This window comes from Pseudoalteromonas sp. AWM4_233 (assembly GCF_056158285.1).
This window is the reverse complement of sequence record NZ_JBSWSZ010000001.1, coordinates 3,178,098-3,203,849: the sequence shown is the minus strand read 5'-3', so window position 1 is coordinate 3,203,849 and position 25,752 is coordinate 3,178,098. Positions and strand designations below refer to the sequence as shown.

Here is a 25,752-nt window from a genome sequence, read left to right as displayed (position 1 = left end):
CATGACCATCGCATTAAATATTCAAGGCTTACGCAAAGTCTATAAAAATGGCGTCGAGGCGGTAAAAGGCATCGACTTGCAAGTAGAGCAGGGCGATTTTTTTGCGCTGCTTGGCCCTAATGGTGCAGGTAAATCAACCACCATTGGCGTCATCTCATCATTGGTAAATAAAACCGCAGGCACAGTTGAAGTTTTTGGTCATTCGATTGATACGAAGTTAGAAGACGCGAAACAAGAGCTAGGTCTAGTGCCGCAAGAATTCAACTTTTCTCAGTTCGAAACACTGAACCAAATTTTAGTGAACCAAGCGGGTTACTATGGTGTGCCACGTAAACTAGCCCATGAGCGTGCCGAGAAATATTTAAAAAAGCTGGGTCTGTTTGATAAAAAAGACAAGCAAGCGCGAACGCTTTCGGGAGGTATGAAACGCCGCCTGATGATCGCACGCGCATTAATGCACGAACCTAAGTTGCTTATTTTAGATGAACCAACCGCAGGTGTAGACATCGAACTACGTCGCTCAATGTGGGATTTCTTACGTGAAATCAACGAGCAAGGAGTGACGATTATTTTGACAACTCACTACCTTGAAGAGGCGGAGTTACTGTGTAAAAACATCGCCATCATCGACCAAGGTACGATTGTTGAAAACACCACGATTAAAGCCTTACTTGCCAAGTTAGACAAAGAAACCTTTGTACTCGACTTACAGTCACCTGTGAAACCCGTTACCTTAGAGGGTTATGAGTTCGTTATGACTGACGACCACACATTAGAGGTTGAAGTGGCAAAATCTCAAGGGTTAAACGAGGTGTTTTCACAGTTATCAGCGCAAGGTAATACCGTGCTGAGTATGCGAAATAAAGCCAACCGATTAGAAGAATTGTTTGTAAGTTTACTAGAGCAGGGGCGTGAAGCATGAGTTTAAGTCGTTATTCAGTCGCGTTAAAAAGTATTTGGATCAAAGAATGTATCCGCTTTTTACGTATTTGGGTGCAAACCTTAGTGCCACCTGCGATCACTATGACGCTGTATTTTGTGATCTTCGGTAGTTTAATCGGCTCGCGTATTGGCGAGATGGGCGGCTTTAGCTATATGGAGTTTATTGTACCGGGTCTGATTATGATGTCGGTGATCACCAACTCCTATTCAAATGTTGCATCAAGCTTCTATTCGACTAAATTCCAAAAGAGCATTGAAGAGCTGTTAGTGGCTCCAGTGCCAAATTACATTATTGTGCTTGGTTATATGGGCGGCGGTATGGCCCGCGGCATGCTAGTAGGTTTAATCGTCACAATTGTGTCTTTGTTTTTTGTTGATATTCAAATTCATAATGTGTTTGTGATCATTGCCACTGTGGTACTGACATCGGCGGTTTTTGCGTTAGGTGGCCTTATCAACGCCGTTTATGCAAACAGCTTTGACGACATCAGTATTATACCAACGTTTGTCCTGACGCCACTGACATACTTAGGTGGGGTATTTTACTCTATCACGCTGTTGCCTGAATTTTGGCAAGGTGTGTCGCAAGCAAATCCGATCATTTATATGGTGAACGCATTTAGATTTGGCTTTTTAGGTGTGTCTGATGTCAGCATTTACACCTCATTTGCGGTATTATTAGTGCTAATTACTGGTTTATTTATTACGGCACTGACATTAATTCGCCGTGGAATAGGATTACGTCACTGATGAGTGAAGCAAATTCGAGAAGCATTGTTTCAAACCAACCTGGGCTACATGAAAAGCTCGATGAAATAGTACAAAAACACCTAGCGGCAGAGTTTAAAAAGCCCATTGCCGAACATACGCAAAAAGCGTTTGATGAGGTCAATGAAAAGGTTCAGGCTTTTAACGGGCCTTTGATTTTAGATTCATGCTGCGGAGTAGGTGAAAGCACCGCTAACTTAGCTAAGCTGCACCCAGATGCCTTAGTGATTGGTATCGATAAGTCGTCGCACCGCTTAGATAAACATGATGTGGAATATAAGCAAACAGAATCAGGGCATTATATTTTAGTGCAAGCTGACCTAAACGACTTTTGGCGCCTTGCGCTAGAAGCTGGTTGGCAGCCAACGCACCATTACTTGTTATATCCAAATCCTTGGCCAAAAGCTAAGCATATTGGTAGACGTTGGCATGGTGCCCCTGTCTTTCCATTTATTGTGAAGCTAGGTGGTATTTTAGAAGTGCGCTCTAATTGGGATATTTACGTTAAAGAGTTTGCACGAGCGCTAGAATTAGCAGGCCACCCAGCTGCGGTTGAAGCGTACGAGAGTGACACTGCCATCACGCCGTTTGAGCGAAAATACTGGGCGAGCGGGCAATCTAGTACACGTTTGAAACTAGATTTATCTCGCTAAAGCCTGTTTTCAAACTCATTAAAAAAGGGCTGTCTAGCCCTTTTTTACATTGATACTCAAAGGTCTATGCACTCGCCTGATACGTCGTATGCTCTTCTGGGCATTTGATATGCGGCGTGGCCTTGCCAATATAACCCCCTTGTAAGTAAGTAACACCAGCTGCACTGAGCAGTTCGTACTGTACTTCGGTTTCTACATTACCGACGATCAAGTGCATTTCTCTGTCTTTACACAAACGTGCTAAATGCTCGATAAAAGATAGCACCTGTTCATCACTTTCTAAGTGTGAAGAAATGCCATCATCGAGCTTGATAGCATCAATGCTGAGTTTCATCACTCTGCTTACGGTCAGCAAACCACTGCTCACTGAGTTCACCAAAATTTTCACGCCCTTACTCTTTAATATATTTATGGCAACCGCCATTGCATTAAAGTTATCTAGAATATCTTGTTCATCAAGTTCGAAGGTGATTAAGCTTGGTTGCGGGTAGCGGCGCAGCTCTTGTGTAATAAAGTCAATTAATTGAGGATCAGAGGCGTCTTGGTAGCTTAATCCAATCGACCAAGCTGTACGAGATTTTCTAAAGCGAGTTACACATTGAGAAAAAATATGTCGTGTGAGTTGCCCTTCCATGCGGGATTGTTTCACCACTTCAGAAAAAGCGTTGTCGGTAATGATACCGCCTTGCTCATCGAGTACACGGGCATTACATAAATACTGGCATATATTGTCATGGTTCGGCGCGCAGCGCGGGGTAAAATAAACAACGACACGATTTTGAGAAAAGGCATCATTAAGTGTTTTAGCCATTGCTAGGCGAGCATGTTGCAGCTGTTTAGCCTCGTGCTTATCAATACTGTAAATACACACTAACTCTTTTTGCTGAACCGCTTGTCGACAAGCAACATAGGCGTTTTCTAAAAGTAGAGATTTATTCCCTTCTGCTATGCCTGCATTAAGCTGAACATAAAGGTGAGGCCGACTTAACACGGGAGAACTGGCAGGAAACTGTTGTACCAAATTACTTAAAAAATGTTCGCCACGCTCACTGTCACAAAATAACACTAACTTTGATGTTGCGAGTCGATAAACATACACTGAGCTGGATTGTGCAGCAAAATAACTCATCACTTTACTCATCACCTGATCGCCCACATTTGCACCATAAAAGCTGACAATATTCTCTAGCTCATGTATTTCTACAATGGCAAGGCTTAAGTGCTGACTTTTGTGCTGTTTGATATCGTACTCAAGAGCAATGCGATTACCAAAACCTGTGCGAGGATCTGTGGTGAGTGACTTTCGATATAAGATAAAGTAAAAGCTGGCCACCAAAACAGCGATGAAAAAGAAAAAGCTGCCACTGAGAATGGCACGCGTGACGCTGGCATTGAGCTGCGCTTGTACAGAATCCATGGTTATGTCAGCACCTACGAGGTAAGTTTTACCTGTATTGCTCATATAGGGCACAAGAATTGTCTTAAAACGCCCCCACTGGTCTTCTGAAATCTCAAATACAGGCTCAGTAGAGCGAAAAGCACTTTTATTTATGACTGTCGCTTCTGGATAGGGGTCTAAAAAGCGAGTAAGCATGTTCGTTTGTACATCTTCTTTGGTATAGCTTGATGTTGTAAAAAGCACAAAAGGCTTTTCATACACCATGCTATACACGTACTCGACATTGAGCGTATCAGCCAAAAGCGAGAGTTGTTTGCTTAAACGTTGGTATTGTTCAGGTTGAATTGTTGCTAAATCAGCATGATACTGTTCACCAATTAAAAGCTGTGCACTTTTAGCCGCATGTAGCAAGCGTTCATCAATATCGCTAATAATTGCTGTGCGCGTTGTTTCGTAGGTGTAGTAAACATAACCTACTAAACAAGTTAGAAATATAAAAAAGCCTGCAAAGAGAATGTTTGCTGGCGAGGTCCTTCTGATCATTGTTAGTCCTTATTCTAAAAAGCAAAAAAGCTTTTAAGAGTGATCATCATTTTCCACAAATATTAGGCAAATATCTGACTTAAGTCCACTTCAAGATTGCGTCTTTTACACTAGTATAGAAAGCGCGTTTAAGTTTTATAGGCGCAAAACGAGACTTTAATGAAAACTTAAAGTACAGTTAGCGGTTTAGTCATATAAGAATTATAAGGCCAATGAGGATATTTACATCTATCGTTGGTTTGTTTAACTAGGTAGAAACATGGGTCCTAAGCGTTGTGCTGTAGCTTCTGATGAAACTTTAATGCGTATATTTACGGTGCCGGAAGCGCCAGATTCAACTTTAAGCAAGATTGAACTGGAAATCTCCAATAATTTGGTGGGCTTTTTAAACGAGAATATTGCTGCAATTGAAAAACCTTTGCACGAAGTGGAAAAAGATTTTCAGTCGGCTGCTATTCCAGAACAGCCTATGTTTGTATCTGACTATGCTCAAGACATAATGGAGCAGCTCGTTGCGCATTCAGTGCATACGGCTTCCCCGAGTTTTATTGGGCATATGACCTCAGCACTTCCTCATTTTGTTTTACCTCTATCAAAACTCATGGTGGGGTTAAATCAGAACCTAGTAAAAATCGAAACTTCGAAAGCATTTACGCCATTAGAACGTCAAGTGTTGGGTATGATGCACCACCTTGCTTACGGTGCTGATGAATCTTTTTATGGCAAATGGATGCACAGTGCAAAAACGTCGTTAGGTGCGTTTTGCTCAGGTGGAACCGTTGCCAATATTACAGCACTTTGGATCGCCCGAAATCGCTTGTTAAAACCACAAGGTGATTTTAAAGGTATTAACAGCCAAGGCCTAGTGGCAGCTATGATGCACTATGGCTACAAAGGCTTGGCGGTTTTGGTGTCTGAACGCGGTCACTATTCACTGGGTAAAGCCGCAGATGTATTAGGCATTGGTCGCGACAATTTTATTGCCGTTAAGACCAGTGATAATAATAAGGTTGATGTTCAGGCCATGCGTGAGAAAGCATTAGAGCTTGAAGCGCAAGGCATTAAAGTCATGGCATTAGTGGGGGTTGCTGGCACAACTGAGACAGGTAGCATAGATCCATTAAATGAGATGGCTGATTTGGCTCAAGAGCTAAACTGTCACTTTCATGTAGATGCAGCTTGGGGTGGCGCCACCTTATTGTCGAGCAATGCGCGTCCATTATTAGCTGGCATTGAGCGTGCAGATTCAATCACCATTGACGCGCATAAACAAATGTATGTGCCTATGGGCGCGGGTATGGTGCTGTTTAAAGACCCGCATGCCACAGATGCCATCGAACATCACGCTGAATATATTCTTCGTAAGGGCTCTAAAGATTTAGGGAGTCATACGCTAGAAGGAAGCCGTCCAGGCATGGCGATGCTGGTACATGCGTGTTTGCGTGTGATTGGTCGTAAAGGCTATGAAATGCTGATCGATAAGGGCATTGCGAAAGCAAAGTACTTTGCCGAGCTTATCAAACAAGATGAAGATTTTGAGCTGGTATCAGAGCCTGAGCTATGTTTATTAACCTACCGTTATGTACCTAGGGCAATTAAGCAGGCAATCGCCAATGCGAATGAAGCCGAGAAAATCGACATTTATGCTGCATTAAACCGATTCACGGCAAGCATGCAAAAGCGTCAGCGTGAAGCAGGGCGCTCATTTGTCTCTCGTACACGCCTTACACCAGCACAATACGATAATCAGCCTACGGTTGTTTTCAGAGTGGTCTTAGCCAACCCATTAACTTCGGAAGCTATGCTTAAAGAAATTCTAGACGAGCAAAAGCAATTGGCGCAAACAGATCCTATCTTTAAAAAGTACTTAGCTAAGTACTTATAATCAGAAAGAGATTGATAGTAAAAAAGCCAACTGAACAAGTTGGCTTTTTTTTATGCTGTTCAAATAGTATGCTTAGTTTAAGCGATTTTTAACCAACTTCTGAACATGCAGTATTTAAAAACAATCATTTATGTCGACTCAGTTGAAGAGGCGTTAGATTTTTACTATCAAGCTTTTGGTTTTGCGACTACTGCGCTGACTGAAGCGGCTGATTATGGTGAGTTAGATACAGGTATGGTGACACTTGGCTTTGCCTCACACCCTTTGGCGCAAGCGCAGTTTAAGCAAAGTTATATTCGTAGCCACCCAAAGCAGCCCGCACTGGGGTTTGAATTGTGTATTGAGTGTGAAAATGTGATTGAGAGTTATGATAAAGCGGTTGAAGCCGGCGCAGAGCCGCTGATGCCACCAATTCATAGAGGAGAGCACACACAAGCTTATGTGCGTGCTATCGAAGGAACTTTGATTGCGTTAGTCACACAAAGCGCGTGCTAAGCCAGTAGGCTCGATTTCTACACACACGTTCTCATCGTTCCAGTTTAAGCCAAATAGTGCTTGGTCTTCGTTTAAATCTTCAACCCACTCGTCTAGTAACTCGTCTAGGTCGATAGCCATAGGCGAGTATGCTTGCCACTCGTCTTTACATTGTGCTTTTGCTTTTTCTTCACTATCCCATAGCAAAAGGACATCCGCATTTTCAAACTGGTTTGACTCGCAAACAACGACGCCACCATCTTCTGCGCCTAAAGCCCAAACTTGCGCTCCAAGGCGGGCTTGCTCAACAAATGTGACTAATTCTGATTCAATTTCGATTTCGCTCATCATCTTATCCTGTTTAAGCTATCAAGAATGTCTAGGATCAGTTTGTGCTACACCAGGCAAATTACTTTGTACTTGATGGAATGCCACCAAGGCTGCAAAGTCTTGCAAATTATAGAGATCACGAAACAAGATCCAATCTAGCAGGCAGTATAAACTGATCTTGAGATAACTGCTTTCTAAAAACGCTTCTTTCACACATTGTTCATTTAAATAGGCCAAAAGTGCAGCAATGCGTTCATATTGAAGGTTGAAGAATAGTTTGTTTTCAGAGGTATCAAAGCCTGAACGATGGCAAAGTAACAATTCAATTAATGAGTCATTACAAGCATCGACTTGAACTAGTTGGTTCGCTTGCCACCAAGTCACTTCAGGGATCTGATATTGTTCAGTTAAATAACGCATGATTAACCCCGAGTCCGCGATGTTTAACTCACCATCAGTTAGAAATGGGATTTTCCGGGTCGGGTTGTGTTCAATCATGGTTTGTCGATCTGCCTGCGCAAATATATCAAGACAAGTGTAAGGTAAATCAAATTGGTGATACTGGGCAAACATACGAATGCGGCGCGCGTAGGGAGAGGTGTCAGAACCATACAAGTGCATAAATCGGCTCCTATCTTTTATGCTTATTGAAAAAATACCTTTGAAATAGGTATAAAAAAAGCCGCTAAAGCGGCTTTAGAATATACTGATGTTTATTCAGTTCGGCTTGTTACTTCTAGTAAATGGTAACCAAACTGAGTTTGCACTGGTCCTTGTACTTGATTAACCGGTGCAGAAAAAACTACTTTATCGAATTCTGGTACCATCATACCTGGTCCAAATTCGCCTAGCTCACCACCATCTTGGCCTGACGGACAGCTTGAGTGTTTTTTTGCAAGTTCTGCGAAGTCTGCACCTTGCTCTATTTCTGATTTCAATTCTAAGCAAAGCGCTTCGCTTTCAACTAAAATATGTCTTGCACTGGCAACTGTCATACATTCTCCATAATTCTAAGTCTGAGCAATATTTACTCATAGTTTCTTCTAGTATAGATAGAATTTTTTCTCGCGCAACGGTTATAGTGAATTTTCAATTGCTTGAGTTAAATTTGCCGAAAGCGGCTTAGTTCGGCTATTAAAGCGTTGTACCGTTTTTCTGTCTGCTGAAACAAGATATTTATAGAAGTTCCACTTAGGTGAACTTGTCTCTGCATTAAGGTGTTTGAAAATAGGGTTTGCATCATCACCGCGAACGGCTGTTGTTGAGAGCATTGTGAATGTTACCCCGTAATTTACGTAACAGACTTCAGCTGTATCTGCTTCATCGTTTTCTTCTTGGAAAAAGTCGTCGCTCGGAAAACCAATTACTACTAGGCCTTTGTCTTTGTATTTTTGGTGCAGGGCTTCAAGTTCTTCAAATTGGCCTGTAAAACCACAATTACTGGCCGTATTCACAATCAGTAGTGGTTTATCTTTAAATTCACAAAAATTTACTGACTCTTCAGAGTGCAGTTTTCGCATTGTGACATTCGTGAAGTCATCGCAGCTATTTGCCTGCACTGGCGTTGTTAGCAGCGCATAGCACAAAATCATTAAACTTAATAAATACTTACACATATGTTTTCCCATTTTTTATTTGACTAGTTTAAGATACGAATTCTTCGTTTACCACGATCATTGTAGAGTAAAAGTAATGAATATTCGCTATGCACAAGCATCCGATTTAGAGGCGATAGTTGCCATTTACAACGAAACCATTGCCAGCCGTATGGTGACAGCTGACACCGAGCCCGTGACTGTTGAGTCTCGAATAGCTTGGTTTGAAAGTCATAATAAGCGCTCGCCTATTTTTGTTTGTTACGATGGTGAAGATGTACTTGGGTGGTTAAGTTATAAAGACTTTTATGGGCGACCGGCATACCAGAATTGCAAAGAAATTAGTATTTATATTACTCACAATGCACGTGGTCAGGGGTTGGGCAAAAAGCTGCTCGAATTTGCGGAAGAACATGGTCGAGAGATAGGCCTAAAAGTATTACTTGGTTTTGTATTTTCGCATAACACCCCAAGTATTAAGCTATTTAAACAGCATAGCTATGCTGTATGGGGCGAGTTTCCTCAAGTGGCAGAAATGGATGATCAGACTTATAGTTTGACTATTCTAGGGAAGCATTTGTGATTGTCATAATTAATCACAGATTTGCTCAAGTGTGAGTTTGCTCAGTCAATATGTGGTTGGCTGAAAAATAGAGTCTAAGAACGAGCTATGTCTAATAAAATACTGATAATTGATAGTAACAGTGTATTGGCCATGCGCCTTAAAGTGCTATTTGAGTTACTAGGTGGTGAAGTAGAACATATTCATTATCGCATGTTAAATGAAGAGTTTGATTTCAACCAATATGATGTTGTTGCCATTGCGCATGGGATCCCCAGTGAATATCTAGATAGCTTGTCTGTTTTACGAGCGCATTCTAAGCTCATCTTACTTGCTCCAAAACCAGATAATACAGAGCATTTGCAAGTTTTTAGTCAATTTAATCGCGCTTTACCTAATGGTATTGTGATTTATCCCTTCTTTGCTAATAAAGAAATTACCAACCTATTAGAGCGAGTCTTAGAGGTTGGCATTGATTCTCGGCTCGTATTACCAAAAGTGTTGTTGGTTGACCATTTTCACGAACGACTTGAATCTTTGGCAACCAGTCTACGCGGCGCTCAACTCCAAGTGTTAACAGCGCATTGCAAAGAAGAAGCCTTAGAGCTTGCCAAAGATAATGATATTGACTTGTTGATCAGTGACTTTAATTTGGAGCAAGGCACAGGGCTTGAAGTATTTAATGCGCTTAAAATGGTATATCCACACTGCCGATGTCTGTTGTTTACCTCTCGAGCAAATCAAGTTGATATGATGGAAGCCATTCGTCAAGGCGTTGAAGATGTACTGATCAAACCTTTTGATGAAAGTGAACTACTGCAATCGTTGCATAAATTATGGCAAACCGAACTGCTCAAACGTCATAACCAAGAGCTGGTTGAACGACTGCAAGACACCGTTGATGCCTTAATAGAAAGAGACAGTTTACTTCGAGTTATCTATAAACATACGCCTGATCCTATTATGCTGTTTTCTCGAAATGGCAAAATCATTGAAGCGAATGATGCCTGTGGTGAACTATTAAAACTGTCTCCTGAAGACTTACCGGAACATTCTATCTTCGAGCTATTTGATAAAGAGACTGCTTCAGGTCTTAAAACGGCGATCCAAGGTGTGGGTGCTCATAGACATTTTGATTTTGAGTTATTGTTACCCAGAGAAAGCGGCGCGGTGCCACTTATGGGCACTTTTACCGAAATTGACCATCATGGTGAAATGGCATTTGCGGTGATATTAAAAAATGTAACGCAACTAAAGAAAAAGCAACAATTATTAGAAGAAGCGAAAGAAGTATTAGAAGTTGAAGTACAAGCGCGTACTGCACAGTTACAAAAAGCAAAAGATGACGCCGAAGCGGCTAACCAAAGTAAATCAGAGTTTTTAGCCAATATGTCACATGAACTTCGTACTCCTATGCATTCCATTTTAAGTTTTGCACGCTTTGGGCTAGATAAGCTTGGTGCAGGAGAAACCCCTGTCGATAAATTAAAAAAATATTTATCGCGAATAGAAACCAGCGGTGAGCGTTTACTTTTACTACTCAATAATTTGTTAGACCTATCAAAACTCGATGCGGGCCATTTTCCATTTAACCCAAGTAACAATGATTTAATGGCGATCATTAAAACAGGCATCGAAGATGTCGCTGGCTCTGCAATGGAGAAGAATATTCAAATTCGAGTCAATTCTCCAGTAGATAAATTGCCACTGTTTTGTGACCAAGAACAACTTAATCAGGTGATGCGAAACCTGCTAGGAAACGCACTTAAATTTAGCACGAAAGACAGTGAGATAGGTGTTGCGATTACCTTAGTTGAAGAAAAGGTCAATATTGCAATCAGTGACAGTGGTGTCGGTATTCCTGAAGACGAGCTAGAGCAGGTCTTTTCTAAGTTTGTGCAAAGTAGTAAAACCAATAGTGGTGCAGGTGGAACTGGGCTCGGTTTAGCCATTTGTAAGGAGTTTATACTACTACATAAGGGTTATATTTGCGCTAAGAACAATAATAATGGCGGTGCAACTGTGATGATTGAGTTACCATTAAAGAAACAAAACGAATTAATGGTTTAGCAAACTTGTTAAACCAAGACTATAACTATTCTATAGGTATCAAGAAAAGGAATAGATCATGGCATTGCAAAGAATTTTAGCTGTTGATGACGAGCCGTTTAATTTAGAGATCATAGAAGAAATCTTAGAAGACTTGGACTTACAATTGGTGACTGCAGAAAGCGGACCGGAATGTTTAGAAGTGCTGGAGTCGTTTTCCCCTCAAGTCGTTTTACTTGATGTAAGTATGCCGGGTATGGATGGCTATGAAGTATGCCGTCAAATAAAAGCAAACCCAGCCACTAAAGATATTGTCGTTATGTTTGTGTCTGCTCGAGGTTCAGTTGAAGAGCGTATGGAAGGTTATTCCGTAGGTGCCGAAGACTATATTGTTAAGCCTTTTGCTCATGGAGAATTAAAAAGCAAACTCAGTAATTTGGGTCAGATTTTACTTGAAAAAGAAAGTCTGGAACAACAAGTTGAAGATGCAACAAGCACTGCATTTAGCGCCATGGCGACTAGTAGTGAAATGGGGCAAATTGTTAATTACATCGAGCAAATCGGTCAAATAGACGATGTCTCTGAATTAGCACAAGCCTTGATCAGTTGTCTTTCAAGTTTTGGTTTGAATTGCAATATGGAGTTAAGAATTGACGACGATAGGCAGCATTTTGCGTCATCAGGTCTATGTTCTCCGATTGTGCTGGAACTTTTCGAGATCCTCAAATCAAAAGGCCGTTTACATGAGTTCCAAAACCGTATTCTGGTAAATTACGAAAATCTTAGCCTATTGATTTTGAATATGCCTGAAGACGATGAAGAAAAGCATGGTCGTATTCGCGATCATATTTGCTTTATCGTGAGTGTGACTGAGCAGCAATTGTTGTCAATTTTGACACGCAGAGAGTTACAAGAGCAGCAGCAAAACCTCTCAGAAGTCATCTCTATGGTACACAGTAAGTTTACTGGGTTAATGTCGTTACTGGATGATAATCGTAAGCACAATGAAGAGGTATTCCGCTCACTGCAAGAGCAGTTTGAAAGCAGGATACCGACTATGGGCTTAGATGAAGACCAAGAAGTATTTATCTTCACTAATGTTGATGAGGCAATCCAAAACTCTGTTGCGCGTGAAGAGTCTATCACGAGAGTTAGAACTGCTTTTGCTGAAATCGAAGCGGATCTATCGTTAATTAATAAAAAATAGTAGGGGCAACTACTATTTGTTATACCAATCCTCAAAATGATTGAGGATTGGTATTAAGCATCGCGTGGCAATCCCTTTTCAATAATGCGGATCAAGCGCGATTGCTTTCTATCTTCATCACACTGTTTTTGCCTTTGTTTCTCTAAAGCCCATTCAATGTGCTCTTTAACCAAATCACTACTTTGATGAAAGGCACTTTCTAATGCGTCCACGATGGTTTGATTAAATGGTGCATTTCCGAGCCCAACAGCTAGGTTCCTTTGCCAGCGTTCGAAACCAATCCGACGAATTGGGCTACCTTCAGTATTTTTTAGAAATGTATCTTCTGTCCAACTAAATAGCGTCAGTAATTCTTGATCTTTGAGGTTCTTTCGAGGTGCAAAATCATCCTCTTGGGTGAGTTGTCCAAAACGATTCCATGGGCAAACCAGCTGACAATCATCGCACCCATATACGCGATTGCCCAGTAGAGTGCGATACTCCTCAGGAATGGGGCCCTGCAACTCGATGGTTAAATACGAAATACACTTTCTAGCATCAACAACATAAGGTTCAACAATGGCACCAGTAGGGCATAATGTTATACAGGCGGTACATTTTCCACAGCCTTCTTCTTTGTTTGGTTCATCAATAGGAAGGGGTAAGTCGACAAATAACTCTCCTAAAAAAAACCATGAACCAGCTTGTTTATTGATTAACAAGCTGTTTTTACCACGCCATCCAAGGCCTGCTTTTTCTGCGAGTTGGCGTTCTAATACTGGCGCTGAATCAACAAAAGGGCGAAAGCCAAACTGTCCAACTTCCTGTTCAATTTTTTGTCCAAGCTTCTTCAGTTTATTACGGATCACTTTATGGTAATCACGACCTAACGCATAGCGGCTAATATAGGCGGTTTCTTTATTTCCAAGCGCCTTTGCAAAGCTCGCTTCAGGTGGCAGATAATTCATTTTTACACTGATGATCCGCTGAGTGCCCGGGACAAGTTCAGCGGGTCTTGCCCGTTTCATTCCATGGGCGGCCATGTAACTCATTTCGCCATGATAGCCATTATCTAACCAGCGCTGCAGTTGAGCTTCGTGTTCTCTCAGATCAATGTCAGTGATCCCAACCTCGGCAAAGCCAAATTCTTTACCCCATTGCTTAATTTTTGCAGCAAGTTCAATATAATTAATCTTAGTGGCAGTCACGGAATCATAATCTTGGAAGCTAAATACACCGCTAATTTACCACAATACGCATACCTCGCCCAACAGGTACAAGCGTATGAAGCACAAACTGCGCAAAAAATGGGAGTTTCTTTATGGCAGTTAATGCAACGAGCTGGTGAGGCATTATTCAGTTTGTTTGACGTCGAGTTTGTTGATGCTGAACGAATCTTGATCTTGGCTGGAAAAGGCAATAATGCGGGAGACGCCTACTTGTTGGCCGCGCATTTACAACAAACTGGCCGACAGGTTGTCGTTTACAGTGTGTTTCCGACTAGTTTATTGCAAGGTGATGCGTTAAAAGCCTACCAGCACGCTAAATTATGTGAAGTTGAATTCAGTGCAGGTTGGCCTCAGCAACAAACGTTTGATGTGATTGTTGATGGCATATTTGGTACTGGGTTTAAAGGTGGGCTTAGTGCTCCGCTTATTTCTATTTTTGCTCAATGTAAAAAAAGCACTGCAATCAAATTAAGCATAGATGTCCCCAGCGGTGTCAATGCCAATTCATCAGAAGTTGCTAATGGCGCCTTTAAAGCAGATGTCACACTGACTTTTATCGCTTTAAAGCAAGGCTTATTAACGGGTAAAGCGACGGCGCATTGTGGTCGACTTTATTTAGCTGAATTGGGAGTTGCAGAAGCGTTTGCAACGCTTGTTAAGCCGAGTGCCACTTACCTCAATCAACATGAACATCTTGCGAACAGTCCTGCAAGAGCAATAGACACATACAAAAACCAATGTGGTCATGTGTTATTAATTGGTGGTGGAAAAGGGATGGCCGGTGCCATACGGCTGGCGGCAGAGGCCTGTTTACGAACGGGGGCAGGCCTTGTCAGTGTCGCAACGCATCCAGATAATGTTGCCATGGTATTACAAGGGCGCTATGAGCTTATGGTTCATGGTCTTGAAAATAAAGCTGATTTATTGGCACTTATGGATAAAGCCGATGTCTTAGTGATAGGGCCAGGACTTGGACAATCTAGTTGGGCAAAGGAGCTGTTTGATACTGCCATAGAGTTTGATGGTGAAATAGTCTTAGATGCCGATGGCTTAAACTTATTAGCAAAGCGACCAAAAAAATTACCAAGGTGCGTCATTACACCCCATGAAGGAGAGGCTAGGCGATTATTAGGTGAGCATTACAGTATGTCTGCTCGCTTCGAAGTGGCGAAATTACTCCATGAAGAATATATGGCTTCAGTGGTATTAAAGGGGCCAGGCAGTTTGATGTATGATGGCAATTGCACAGCAATTAACCGCTCAGGAACGCCTGCAATGGCCAGTGCTGGGATGGGAGATGTTTTATCTGGTATGATTGCTGCTTTAATTGCACAAGGGTTAGCCCAAAACACCGCTGCACAACTCGCGGTGTATATTCACGGATTCGCAGCGCAGATAGCTGCTAAAGATGGTAAAAAGGGGTTACTAGCCAGTGATTTATTCGTTTATATTCGACGTTTATTAGGATAAACATGCGTAATACGTTTACTTTATTGTTAGAGGATGAAACTGCAACCGTGAATATGGGTGGCAGGCTTGCTCAGGTTGTTCAACAAGGCGCGGTGATTTTTTTACATGGTGATCTCGGGGCAGGAAAAACCACTTTAACACGCGGCATTGTGCAGGGCTTAGGTCATACTGGTAAGGTTAAGAGTCCAACCTATACCCTAGTTGAGCCTTATGAATTATCGAATTGTTCGGTATATCATTTTGACTTGTATCGCTTGGGCGACCCTGAAGAGTTAGAGTATATGGGGATCCGAGATTATTTTGCACCGACAGCGATTTGCGTGATTGAATGGCCTGAAAAGGGGCATGGGTTTATTCCAACTCCCGATTTAAATATTACTATGCAGTACCAAGGGGAGCAAAGACAGATCAGTATTGAAACTGAGTCTGAACGAGGTATTGCGATACTAAACACACTACAAAACGATGAACAGTCTAAGAATAATTAAAATAATACAGTTAAGTCTCATCTTTTGCCTGTTACTGAGTGTATCAGCATGGGCAAAAAATAGCATTGAAGGGGTTCGGGTGTGGCCTTCACCTGAGAGTACCCGCGTTGTGCTTGATATGTCTGCCAAACCCGAATTTAGCTACTTTATGCTAAAGAACCCGCTTCGTTTAGTGGTTGATTTAGAAAATACAAAAAAGCATAACAAGCTGCCGGCAATTCCTAAAGAGCACCGTGTGTTATCTAAGCTGCGTTACAGCAAACCAAAAAGTGCGAAAAGTACCCGCCTAGTGTTCGATTTAACGCGTACTGCTCGACCTGTTATTTTTGCTTTGGCACCTACAGGGCCTTATAAAGATCGATTAGTGATAGATTTATATGGCAAGCAAAAAAGCCTAGAAGCGAACGATACTAAGAAAAAACGAGAACGGGTGACTGATCGAGACATTATTGTTGCGATTGATGCCGGTCACGGTGGTGAAGATCCTGGTTCGATTGGTCCTTCTGGGACCTATGAAAAAAATATAACGCTTCCGATTGCTAAACGACTGGCGAGAATGATTGATGCAGAGCCAGGCATGCAAGCAAGGCTCACTCGCACAGGTGATTACTTTCTAAAGCTCAATACGCGTACTTCAAAAGCAAGGCAAAAACGCGCTGACTTTTTTGTGTCTATTCATGCTGATGCATTTACTCGACCAGAACCTAACGGCACCTCAGTATGGGTATTATCGCTACGACGCGCGCAGTCAGAAACAGGTAAATGGCTAGAAGACCGAGAAAAGCATTCTCAATTACTAGGTGGTGCGGCTGATTTAATTAAAGACACGGCAAATGAGCGCTATCTAGCAAAAGCCTTATTAGATATGTCGATGGACCACTCAATGAAGACGGGTTTTACCGTTGCCGAAGAAGTCGTAAGAGAGTTGAAGAAAGTCTCTAAATTGCATAAGAAAACGCCTCAGTCTGCTAATTTTGGAGTTCTAAAGTCACCTGATATACCGTCTATATTAGTTGAAACAGGGTTTATCTCAAATCCAAAAGAAGAAAAAATGCTTAAAACGGCACGTCACCAAGAACGACTTGCTCGTGCAGTTTTTAAAGCTATTCGTGCTCACTACCAAAAGAACCCACCTGATGATTCATTATTTGCTCGCTTGAAAGAAAATAAGCCTATGCAGCATAAGGTGAAGCGTGGCGAGTCATTAAGTTTATTAGCACAGCGTTACGGCACCACGGTATCGGCGCTGAAAAAAGCCAATAAACTGAGTAAAAATACCTTGTATATAGGCCAGGTATTAAAAATCCCTAAAGTGTAGATGAGCATGAGCATTGAAATTTTACCAGCCCGTTTAGCAAACCAAATTGCTGCGGGTGAAGTGGTTGAAAGGCCTGCTTCTGTTGTTAAAGAGTTAGTCGAAAATAGTATTGATGCAGGAGCAAACCGCATCACTATCGATATTGAACGCGGCGGTCATAAACTGATCCGCATTCGTGATAATGGTCGCGGTATTGTCAAAGATGAACTCACTTTGGCACTCTCTCGTCATGCGACCAGCAAATTGAAAAGTTTAGATGATCTCGAATGCATCTCATCTTTGGGGTTTCGTGGTGAAGCTTTGGCATCAATCAGCTCGGTATCGCGTCTTACTTTAAGTTCAAAGCCCGCAGAGCAAGAAACAGCTTGGCAGGCATTTGCTGAGGGAAGAGACATGGCCGTGCAAGTACAGCCGACTGCTCACCCCAATGGCACCACGATTGAAGTTAAAGATTTATTTTTTAACACCCCAGCTCGACGTAAGTTTTTACGTACCGAAAAAACCGAATTTAGCCATATTGATGAGCTGGTGAAGCGCATTGCGTTAAGCCGTTTTGATGTGGCAATTACCCTGACTCACAATAAGAAAGTGGTTCGTCAATATCGTGCTCGAACGCCAGAGCAGGGTACCGACAGAGTAGCACAAGTGGCGGGTAAAGCGTTTGCAACCGACGCAGCATATATCGAATCTGGCGCTGAAGGGCTAAAATTATACGGTTGGGTATTACCGTGTGGAGATAATGGCAACTCACAATATACCTATGTAAATGGTCGTATGATGCGAGATAAACTTATTTTGCATGCAATACGCCAAGCATTTGAAGAGCAGATGGGGCAAATAGAATTGCCCGGCTTTGTGATTTATCTCGAATTGGACCCAAGACAAGTTGATGTTAATGTGCATCCGGCCAAGCATGAAGTGCGCTTTCATCAAGCGCGTTTAGTTCATGATTTTATTGTGCAAGCATTGAAACAAGCGGTATTTATGCCAGAGCAAAGTAGCTTGAGTGCAGAGACACAACCAGATTATGTCGAAGATGCTCAGCAGCAGAACTATCGCTCAGAGCTGACCTCCGCATCTGAGCCTCTTGTATCAGTCCCTTCAGGGTTTGATTTTACGCCCAAACCTAGCCAATTTTCATCAAGTGCCGGGCAAAGTAGTAGGGCGAACTCATCTTCATACTCAGGGGGGCGTGCAACTGTAAACCAGAATACGACTGAGCAAACTCAGCATCAATATAATGCCAATGAGTTTTATCAAGCACTGACACCGCAAGCTCAAACACCGGCATCTTCAGAGTTTTCTTCACTCGAAGACAATGTAGCAAATACAGTTGGTACAGAAGTCGACATGATGCCTTTGGCTGAGGGGATGCTGTTTGTTAAAAAGCAAAATCATATTCTGTTAAGTCATTATAAGTATGCTTTGTTACCTTTATGGCTAGCTGATATTGAGCAAGATGCGGCATTGACAGGTAAGGCTTTATTGTTACCTGTTCGCGTAAATTTAGACTCTGTAAATAAGCTAGCGCTTGAGAAAAACCAATCTTGGTTGACTCTACTCGGCTTTGATATTCAGTTTTTTGAAAAATACATTATGGTTAAAAAACTGCCTATCAATGTGTATAGCATAGATGTGGCTGAGTTAATTAATCGTACGTTAGATTGTAGTAAAAAAGGGTTCAGCGATATTCATCATTGGCTTGAGTGGTTATATGAGCAAACGCCAAGTAGTTATTTTGCCAGTGATAGCTTTGCGAATTTACAAATAAAAATACAAAACAATACACAATGTCTTTCAGCAATACAGTCAAAAGCAGTTAAACTAGACAGTAATATGTTTAAAACAATTTTAGAACAAGGCGCACAGTGAGTAAGTTACCTGTCATTACCCTTATGGGGCCAACCGCCGCTGGTAAAACAGCATTGGCAATTGAGTTATGTCAGCATTTAGACACAGAAATTATCAGTGTCGATTCTGCGCTCGTGTATAAAGGGATGGATATAGGTACCGCGAAACCCAATGCGGAAGAACTAGCGCAAGCGCCTCATAAATTGATTGATCTGATCGATCCCAAAGAGAGTTACTCGGTTGCAGAATTTAGACGTGATGCCATTGAATGTATCGATGCACTGCACGCGAAAGGTAAAGTGCCCATTTTAGTCGGCGGCACCATGATGTATTTTAAGGGGTTAATAGAAGGCCTATCACCTTTGCCTGAAGCAGATGACAAAGTTCGTGCCCAGTTAGAAAAAGAAGCCAATGAGTTTGGTTGGCCTGCACTTCATGGACTTTTAGCTGAAGTTGACCCAGAAGCCGCAGCGAAGATCAGCGAAAATGATTCTCAGCGAATTAATCGTGCATTAGAGGTGTATCGTTTAACAGGTAAAACCATGACAGAGTTGCAACAACAAAAGCAGTCAGAGTTACCTTATACGTTTCATCAATTCGCTATCGCCCCTTCTGACCGTAAAGTCTTACATGACAGAATCGAAAAAAGATTTAAAATAATGTTAGATCAGGGGTTTAAAAATGAAGTTTTGGCCCTATATCAGCGAGAAGACCTACATTTAGATTTACCGTCGATACGTTGTGTTGGATATCGACAAATGTGGGAACACTTAGCCGGCGAATACGATCACGATGAAATGTTATTTAAAGGAGTCGCGGCGACGAGACAGCTCGCAAAGCGACAATTAACTTGGTTGAGGGGATGGCCAAATGTGACTTGGTTAGAGACTGATGCGCAAGAAAACTTGCAACGTGTTCTAACTTCGCTAAGCTATTAGTAGTTGATAAATCAAGCTGTTCGAGTTTTCTCAACAAAGAAAATATAATAACACCTAAAACGAAGGATAAGACAATGGCAAAAGGCCAATCTTTACAAGACCCATTTTTGAATGTACTACGTCGTGAACGCATTCCTGTTTCAATTTTTTTAGTTAACGGCATCAAATTACAAGGTAAGATCCAATCATTCGATCAATTCGTAATCTTACTTGAAAATACAGTGAACCAAATGGTTTACAAACACGCTATCTCAACAGTTGTGCCAGCTAGAGCAGTAAATTTCCAATCTGCACAAGGCGGTGATAACTCAGAGAATTCTGGTAGCGAAGAAGGTAATTATTAATTTTTTAGGAGCGTAATGCTTGTTTGACCGTTATGAAGCCGGCGAACAGGCAATCTTAGTTCATATCGACTTTCAAAACGAAGGAGATCGAGAAGATCTCAGAGAGTTAGAAATGTTGGTATCTTCTGCTGGTGTTAGAAGTTTGGCGGTTGTGCAAGGCAGTCGCCAAGCACCACATGCCAAACTGTTTGTCGGAACTGGTAAAGCAGAAGAAATCGCTGAGATTGTCAAAATCCACAATGCAGATGTCATCATCTTTAATCACCAACTCAGCCCCTCTCAAGAAAGAAACCTAGAGAGTATCTGTAAGTGTCGTGTATTAGACAGAACGACGCTGATTTTAGATATTTTTGCTCAGCGAGCACGTACTCACGAAGGTAAGCTACAGGTTGAGCTCGCCCAGCTAAGGCATATCTCAACGCGCCTGATCCGTGGTTGGACCCACTTAGAACGACAAAAAGGCGGGATTGGCTTGCGGGGGCCAGGTGAAACTCAGCTTGAAACCGATCGCCGCTTATTAAGAGAGCGTATAAAAAGTATACGTAAAAGGCTTGAGAAAGTCGCCACGGTTCGAGAGCAGGGCAGACGTGCGCGTAGTCGAAATGAAGTGCCTACTGTGTCGTTAGTGGGTTACACCAATGCGGGTAAGTCTAGCTTATTTAATTTTGTTACTGATGCTGAGGTTTATGCTGCAGATCAGCTCTTTGCAACACTTGACCCAACGCTTAGAAAGTTAGAAATAGACGACATTGGCCCTGTCATTTTTGCTGATACTGTAGGGTTCATAAGACATTTACCTCACGATTTAGTCGCTGCGTTTAAAGCGACACTGACAGAAACCCGTGAGGCAGATCTACAATTGCATGTGATCGATGTTGCTGACAATAGAAGAAAAGAGAACATAGAAGAGGTACAATCGGTTCTTAAAGAGATTGAAGCAGATGAAATTCCTCAGCTTTTAGTCTATAACAAGATTGATCTCTTAGAAGATGTTAAGCCAAGAATTGATTTTAACGACGAAGGTGTGCCAATTCGAGTGTGGTTGTCTGCGCAAACTGGCGAGGGCACAGAATTACTACTAGAGGCTATCTCTAAGCTACTGGCAAAGAAAGTGTTTGCCTACACACTTTGCGTACCACCTGCGTCAGGTAAATTACGTGGAGCGCTGTTTAATTTAAACGGCGTTAAACAAGAAAACTATGATGAGCAAGGCAATTGGCTGCTTGATGTACGTATCCCACAAGTTGATTGGGAAAGATTGAAAAAAGAACAAGGTGCAAATATCGAGCAGTTCATCGTTTCAGATTAAACAAAGACTGTTACGATTTTCTTCGCATAAAGATATAAGTCATGCGAGATATTTGTTAGATTTAACTTAATTCATTTTAGATAACAATGGAGTATAGCTATGGCCTGGAATGAGCCGGGTAAGAATGGCAATGATAACGATCCGTGGAAAAACCGCGGTGGTAAAGATCAAGGCCCACCCGATCTTGACGAAGTATTCCGTAAATTCGGCGATAAGTTTGGCGGTATTTTTGGCGGCAAACCTGGTGGTAGTAACGGTGGTTTAGGCGGTGCAGGTATTACCTTTGTATTGCTAATTGCTATCGTTGTTTGGGCTCTAAGTGGTATTTATACCGTGAAAGAAGCCGAGCGAGGCATTGTATTACAGTTTGGTAAATTCGACCGAATCGCTGAGCCAGGCTTACGTTGGAAGGCTACGTTTATTGAACAAGTGATCCCAATCGACATCGAAGCAGTTCGTTCGTTATCGGCGTCAGGTTTCATGCTGACTGAAGACGAAAACGTAGTAAGTGTTGAATTTGAAGTTCAGTATCGTGTTGTAGACCCAACACTATATCGCTTTAGCGTGACAGATGCAGATCACAGCTTACAGCAAGCGCTTGATAGTGCACTTCGTTATGTTGTTGGTCATTCACGCATGGACCAAGTATTAACAACGGGTCGTGAAGTGGTTCGTCAACGTACATGGGATGAGTTAAATAAGATTATTGAACCATATAACCTTGGTTTAATCGTCACTGACGTGAACTTTAAAGACTCTCGTCCGCCAGCTGAAGTAAAAGATGCGTTTGATGATGCGATTGCTGCACAAGAAGATGAAGAACGTTTCATTCGTGAAGCAGAAGCATACGAAAGAGAAATCGAGCCGCGTGCACGTGGTCAGGTTACTCGTATGACACAAGAAGCTGAAGGTTACAAAGAGCGTATTATTCTTGAAGCACAGGGTGAAGTCGCACGATTCGAGCAACTTTTACCTGAGTATCAAGCGGCGAAAGAAGTAACTCGTCAGCGTCTTTACATCGATATGATGGAAGAAGTATTAGGTAGCAGTAGTAAAGTGTTGGTTGATGTGAAAGGTGGTAACAACATGATGTATTTACCACTTGATAAGATCATGCAGCGCAGTGGTCAACAAGGCACCATGACACTACCAAACGCGAACGACCTAAATCAATTACGCCAAACTTTAGGCCAGCAATCACGTAATAACAGTACTGTGAATAGCGCTAGAGATCGTTTTTCAAATGACAGATATAACAACAGTGGGAGATAAGCGTTATGAGAAATTTTAGTTCTATCCTCTTAATTGTTGCCGTGTTGATGTCATTTTCATCGGTGTTTGTTGTTAAAGAAGGTCAACGTGCGATTGTTTTACTATTCAGTAAGGTGCAAAAAGACAGTGAAGACAATGCGGTTGTGTACGGCCCAGGTCTTCATTTCAAAGTACCTTTCTTTAGCCAAGTAAAGCAGCTTGATGCGCGCATTCAAACGCTTGACGGTGCACCAGATCGTTTCGTAACGAGTGAGAAAAAAGACTTAATTGTTGACTCATTTGTTAAATGGCGAGTGAACGATTTCAGTGCTTACTACCTGCGTGCGCGTGGTGATAAGCAATATGCTGAAACGCTACTTAAGCAAAAAGTGAATAATGGTCTGAGAACTAACTTTGGTAACCGTACAATCAAAGAGATTGTTTCTGGTGAGCGTAGTGAGTTAATGGCAGAAGCCTTGGTACAAGCATCTGAGAGTGCAACTGAGCTAGGTATAGAAGTTTTAGACGTTCGTGTAAAACAAATCAATCTACCTAATGAAGTCAGTGAGTCAATCTTCCGTCGTATGCGTGCTGAGCGTACTGCGGTAGCTAAAGAGCACCGCTCTGAAGGTCAAGAGAAAGCTGAAACAATTCGTGCAGAAGTGGATCGTCGTGTGACGGTTATGCTTGCTGATGCTGAGCGTAATGCGCGAAGCGTACGAGGTGAAGGCGATGCAACAGCGGCTAAGATCTACGCTGATGCATATAATAAAGACGCGGAATTCTTCGGTTTCGTTCGTTCTTTAGAAGCATATAAGAAAACCTTCAATAACAAAGGCGATGTTATGGTGCTGTCACCAGACAGCGAGTTCTTTGACTATATGAAGGATGCGAAAGGCGCGAAGTAATTAAATAGCGCTCGTATTTCTTAATTAAAAGCCCTGATTTTTTCAGGGCTTTTTTGTTGCATTTCAAAACATTGTTTTATTCGCGCTCACAGTACAGAAAAAATACCACTTTTACGGTTATCTTCGTTGTCATTTTCTGGTAAAATCCTCGCCTAATTTTTTCTAAGTGATATTGCAATGGGTAAAAACGTCGTTGTACTAGGCACCCAATGGGGTGACGAAGGTAAAGGTAAAGTAGTTGATCTACTAACAGATAAAGCTTCTCTTGTTGTGCGTTATCAAGGTGGCCACAACGCGGGTCATACTTTGGTGATCAATGGTGAGAAAACAGTTCTACACTTAATCCCGTCAGGTATTTTACGTGACAACGTTAAGTGTGTAATTGGTAATGGTGTTGTATTAGCACCTGACGCGTTAATGAAAGAAGTGGGTATGCTTGAAGAGCGTGGCGTACCAGTTCGTGAACGTCTACTTATCAGTGAAGCATGTCCTCTGATCTTGCCTTACCACGTAGCATTAGACCAAGCGCGTGAGCTAGCGCGTGGTGAAAAAGCGATTGGTACAACTGGTCGTGGTATCGGTCCTGCCTATGAAGATAAAGTGGCTCGCCGCGGTCTTCGTGTTGGTGATCTATTCAACCCAGAGCAGTTTGCTGCAAAACTTAAAGAAATTCTTGAGTACCATAACTTCACATTAGTTAACTACTACAAAGTAGACCCAGTTGACTTCCAGAAGACTTATGACGATGCAATGGCTGTTGCTGATATCCTAAAAGCAATGGTTGTAGATGTAACTGAGCTACTTGACCAAACGCGTGAAGCTGGCGACAACATCTTATTTGAAGGTGCTCAAGGTACACTTCTTGATATCGACCACGGTACATACCCATATGTAACGTCGTCAAACACAACAGCTGGTGGTGTTGCGACGGGTGCAGGTTTCGGTCCACTTAACCTAGATTACGTACTTGGTATCGTTAAAGCTTACACGACGCGTGTAGGTTCAGGTCCTTTCCCTACAGAGCTTTACGATGGTCTTGATAAGCAAGATCCAGTAGGTAAGCACTTAGGTGACAAAGGTCATGAGTTCGGCGCGACTACAGGTCGTTTACGTCGTACTGGTTGGTTTGATGCTGTTGCAATGCGTCGCGCTGTACAGATTAACTCAATTTCAGGCTTCTGTTTAACTAAACTAGACGTACTTGATGGTGTTGAAACAATCAAGATCTGTACTGGTTACCAGTTAGAAGATGGCACAGTAACAAACGTTACACCACTTGCAGCTGAAGGCTATGAGAAAGTAACTCCTGTTTACGAAGAAATGCCAGGTTGGTCTGAAAATACATTCGGTGCAACGTCAGTAGAGCAGCTTCCTGAAGCGGCTATCAACTACATCAAGCGTATCGAAGAAATCACAGGCGTACCAGTAGATATCATCTCTACAGGTCCTGACCGTATCGAAACAATGATTGTTCGTAACCCATTTGGTGCGTAATTCAATCTTGTTTAAAAAAAGCTGCTTCGGCAGCTTTTTTTGTGCCTGGATCTTTTCGTGCTGTTTAACTTTGGTATATTTATTGAATGATCTGAGCGTCATTTATGTGGGTGAGTGTTTATGTTTCAAAAGCGTCATTTAATCGGCTTACTATTAGCCAGTATCAGTCAATTCTCTTTCGCACAGCCGGAAGAGTTAAAAGCCGTGCCGCTTTATACCCAAGCTGAATTAATTGAGTTAATTAAAAAGAACCAGCATTTAAAACGAGTCAAAGACGATGAGTGTCAGCTCGTGCAAGATATCGAAGCGCGTGCAGAAACCATGGCGTTGCCCTCATATCAATTTTTGTATGGTGACATGCTGGCCTATGCAGTGTGTGTAGAGCGCGACGTTGAGCTTGGCCTATATTATATGAAACAAGCTGCAGAGCAGGGCTTAGCCTCAGCGCTGGAGCAATTAGGCAGATATTACGATGTGGGACAGCTTGTACAAGCTGATAAGGCAATGGCCATTACATATTTGCGTGAAGCTGCAGCGCAAGGTGATTTAAAAGCGCAAATGCGTTTAGTGCGCTTATTCAATGAAGGTCATGGTAGCCCAAGAGATTACGAAGACGCGTATCGATGGTTATTTCATTCAGTAGTAGCCGATAAAAAAGTTCACAAACAGATAGAAGTGGCATTGGCAGATCTTGCCAGAAAGATGCCTGCGAGCGTGGTTCGCAGGGCAAGGTTACCAATGTAAAATTGGTAACCAGACTCAATTT

25 protein-coding genes are annotated in these 25,752 nt (G+C 42.1%); 19 read left to right on the top strand and 6 right to left on the bottom strand.

The genetic code is table 11. The annotated features are described in order from the left end of the window. The first annotated feature begins 1 nt into the window (after position 1). The 3 genes from ACXAC4_RS14530 to trmB are packed head-to-tail and all read left to right on the top strand — an operon-like array spanning position 2 to position 2,363. Positions 2 to 922, top strand: a complete 921-nt coding sequence (locus ACXAC4_RS14530) for an ABC transporter ATP-binding protein (protein WP_058030998.1) — start codon at positions 2 to 4, stop codon at positions 920 to 922. After that, on the top strand, positions 919 to 1,692 hold the full coding sequence (locus tag ACXAC4_RS14525) for an ABC transporter permease (RefSeq protein ID WP_138477977.1): 774 nt from the start codon (positions 919 to 921) through the stop codon (positions 1,690 to 1,692). The genes ACXAC4_RS14530 and ACXAC4_RS14525 overlap by 4 nt, the downstream gene beginning before the upstream one ends. After that, positions 1,692 to 2,363 carry a tRNA (guanine(46)-N(7))-methyltransferase TrmB gene (trmB, locus tag ACXAC4_RS14520; RefSeq protein WP_475162835.1) on the top strand — a complete coding sequence of 224 codons (672 nt, stop codon included), beginning with the start codon at positions 1,692 to 1,694 and terminating at the stop codon, positions 2,361 to 2,363. The genes ACXAC4_RS14525 and trmB overlap by 1 nt, the downstream gene beginning before the upstream one ends. Positions 2,364 to 2,427: 64 nt before the next feature. Here trmB and ACXAC4_RS14515 read toward each other — a convergent pair whose 3' ends face one another. Next, on the bottom strand, positions 2,428 to 4,305 hold the full coding sequence (locus ACXAC4_RS14515) for an EAL domain-containing protein (protein WP_475162832.1): 1,878 nt from the start codon (positions 4,303 to 4,305) through the stop codon (positions 2,428 to 2,430). A 259-nt stretch (positions 4,306 to 4,564) separates the two neighbouring features. On the opposite strand from ACXAC4_RS14515, the gene panP reads away from it, so the two are divergent. Together panP and ACXAC4_RS14505 are read left to right on the top strand one after the other, a co-directional pair. Beyond that, on the top strand, positions 4,565 to 6,190 hold the full coding sequence (gene panP, locus ACXAC4_RS14510; RefSeq protein WP_475162829.1) for a pyridoxal-dependent aspartate 1-decarboxylase PanP: 1,626 nt from the start codon (positions 4,565 to 4,567) through the stop codon (positions 6,188 to 6,190). Between the two features lie 105 nt (positions 6,191 to 6,295). Continuing rightward, complete coding sequence (locus ACXAC4_RS14505; protein WP_138477985.1) at positions 6,296 to 6,685, top strand: VOC family protein; 390 nt, start codon at positions 6,296 to 6,298, stop codon at positions 6,683 to 6,685. Here ACXAC4_RS14505 and ACXAC4_RS14500 read toward each other — a convergent pair. The 4 genes from ACXAC4_RS14500 to ACXAC4_RS14485 form a co-directional block, all read right to left on the bottom strand. After that, positions 6,662 to 7,012, bottom strand: a complete 351-nt coding sequence (locus ACXAC4_RS14500) for a DUF2750 domain-containing protein (protein WP_058030992.1) — start codon at positions 7,010 to 7,012, stop codon at positions 6,662 to 6,664. The genes ACXAC4_RS14505 and ACXAC4_RS14500 overlap by 24 nt on opposite strands. A 21-nt stretch (positions 7,013 to 7,033) precedes the next feature. After that, positions 7,034 to 7,615, bottom strand: a complete 582-nt coding sequence (locus tag ACXAC4_RS14495) for a glutathione S-transferase family protein (protein WP_475162827.1) — start codon at positions 7,613 to 7,615, stop codon at positions 7,034 to 7,036. Between the two features lie 92 nt (positions 7,616 to 7,707). Further along, the gene (locus ACXAC4_RS14490) at positions 7,708 to 7,989 is read right to left on the bottom strand and encodes a peptidylprolyl isomerase (protein WP_349285420.1); all 282 of its coding nucleotides are present in this window, start codon (positions 7,987 to 7,989) and stop codon (positions 7,708 to 7,710) included. Positions 7,990 to 8,070: 81 nt separating this feature from the next. Further along, positions 8,071 to 8,610, bottom strand: coding sequence for a glutathione peroxidase (locus ACXAC4_RS14485; protein ID WP_475162821.1), 540 nt, complete (start codon positions 8,608 to 8,610; stop codon positions 8,071 to 8,073). A gap of 76 nt (positions 8,611 to 8,686) precedes the next feature. Here ACXAC4_RS14485 and ACXAC4_RS14480 point away from each other — a divergent pair, with 76 nt between their 5' ends. From ACXAC4_RS14480 to ACXAC4_RS14470, 3 genes are all read left to right on the top strand, one after another. Beyond that, complete coding sequence (locus ACXAC4_RS14480) at positions 8,687 to 9,172, top strand: N-acetyltransferase family protein (RefSeq protein ID WP_475162818.1); 486 nt, start codon at positions 8,687 to 8,689, stop codon at positions 9,170 to 9,172. An 87-nt stretch (positions 9,173 to 9,259) separates the two neighbouring features. Beyond that, entirely contained in the window at positions 9,260 to 11,221 is a 1,962-nt protein-coding gene (locus tag ACXAC4_RS14475; protein ID WP_475162816.1) for a PAS domain-containing sensor histidine kinase, read from the top strand. Between the two features lie 58 nt (positions 11,222 to 11,279). Then, on the top strand, positions 11,280 to 12,407 hold the full coding sequence (locus ACXAC4_RS14470) for a response regulator (RefSeq protein WP_475162814.1): 1,128 nt from the start codon (positions 11,280 to 11,282) through the stop codon (positions 12,405 to 12,407). Positions 12,408 to 12,460: 53 nt separating this feature from the next. On the opposite strand, the gene queG is transcribed toward ACXAC4_RS14470, so the two are convergent. Then, positions 12,461 to 13,594 (bottom strand): tRNA epoxyqueuosine(34) reductase QueG, encoded by a 1,134-nt coding sequence (queG, locus tag ACXAC4_RS14465; protein ID WP_475162811.1) that lies wholly within the window; start codon positions 13,592 to 13,594, stop codon positions 12,461 to 12,463. A gap of 12 nt (positions 13,595 to 13,606) precedes the next feature. On the opposite strand from queG, the gene ACXAC4_RS14460 reads away from it, so the two are divergent. From ACXAC4_RS14460 to ACXAC4_RS14410, 11 genes are all read left to right on the top strand, one after another. Continuing rightward, positions 13,607 to 15,085, top strand: a complete 1,479-nt coding sequence (locus ACXAC4_RS14460; RefSeq protein WP_475162809.1) for an NAD(P)H-hydrate dehydratase — start codon at positions 13,607 to 13,609, stop codon at positions 15,083 to 15,085. Positions 15,086 to 15,087: 2 nt separating this feature from the next. Then, entirely contained in the window at positions 15,088 to 15,573 is a 486-nt protein-coding gene (tsaE, locus tag ACXAC4_RS14455; protein WP_475162807.1) for a tRNA (adenosine(37)-N6)-threonylcarbamoyltransferase complex ATPase subunit type 1 TsaE, read from the top strand. Beyond that, entirely contained in the window at positions 15,551 to 16,891 is a 1,341-nt protein-coding gene (locus ACXAC4_RS14450; protein ID WP_475162805.1) for an N-acetylmuramoyl-L-alanine amidase, read from the top strand. Before tsaE ends, ACXAC4_RS14450 begins: the two co-directional genes overlap by 23 nt. Positions 16,892 to 16,897: 6 nt before the next feature. Continuing rightward, the gene (mutL, locus tag ACXAC4_RS14445; RefSeq protein ID WP_475162803.1) at positions 16,898 to 18,763 is read left to right on the top strand and encodes a DNA mismatch repair endonuclease MutL; all 1,866 of its coding nucleotides are present in this window, start codon (positions 16,898 to 16,900) and stop codon (positions 18,761 to 18,763) included. A 23-nt stretch (positions 18,764 to 18,786) separates the two neighbouring features. Further along, positions 18,787 to 19,680: a tRNA (adenosine(37)-N6)-dimethylallyltransferase MiaA gene (gene miaA / locus ACXAC4_RS14440; protein WP_475164146.1), complete on the top strand. Its 894-nt coding sequence runs from the start codon at positions 18,787 to 18,789 to the stop codon at positions 19,678 to 19,680. 74 nt (positions 19,681 to 19,754) lie between these two features. Continuing rightward, positions 19,755 to 20,024: an RNA chaperone Hfq gene (hfq, locus tag ACXAC4_RS14435; RefSeq protein WP_390442240.1), complete on the top strand. Its 270-nt coding sequence runs from the start codon at positions 19,755 to 19,757 to the stop codon at positions 20,022 to 20,024. Between the two features lie 19 nt (positions 20,025 to 20,043). Beyond that, the gene (gene hflX / locus ACXAC4_RS14430; RefSeq protein ID WP_475162802.1) at positions 20,044 to 21,333 is read left to right on the top strand and encodes a ribosome rescue GTPase HflX; all 1,290 of its coding nucleotides are present in this window, start codon (positions 20,044 to 20,046) and stop codon (positions 21,331 to 21,333) included. Positions 21,334 to 21,432: 99 nt separating this feature from the next. Beyond that, positions 21,433 to 22,605, top strand: a complete 1,173-nt coding sequence (hflK, locus tag ACXAC4_RS14425; protein WP_475162800.1) for an FtsH protease activity modulator HflK — start codon at positions 21,433 to 21,435, stop codon at positions 22,603 to 22,605. Between the two features lie 5 nt (positions 22,606 to 22,610). Further along, entirely contained in the window at positions 22,611 to 23,492 is an 882-nt protein-coding gene (gene hflC, locus ACXAC4_RS14420) for a protease modulator HflC (RefSeq protein WP_058030977.1), read from the top strand. Between the two features lie 177 nt (positions 23,493 to 23,669). Further along, entirely contained in the window at positions 23,670 to 24,986 is a 1,317-nt protein-coding gene (locus ACXAC4_RS14415; RefSeq protein ID WP_058030976.1) for an adenylosuccinate synthase, read from the top strand. 120 nt (positions 24,987 to 25,106) lie between these two features. Next, positions 25,107 to 25,730: a tetratricopeptide repeat protein gene (locus ACXAC4_RS14410; RefSeq protein ID WP_475162793.1), complete on the top strand. Its 624-nt coding sequence runs from the start codon at positions 25,107 to 25,109 to the stop codon at positions 25,728 to 25,730. Positions 25,731 to 25,752: the final 22 nt, after the last annotated feature.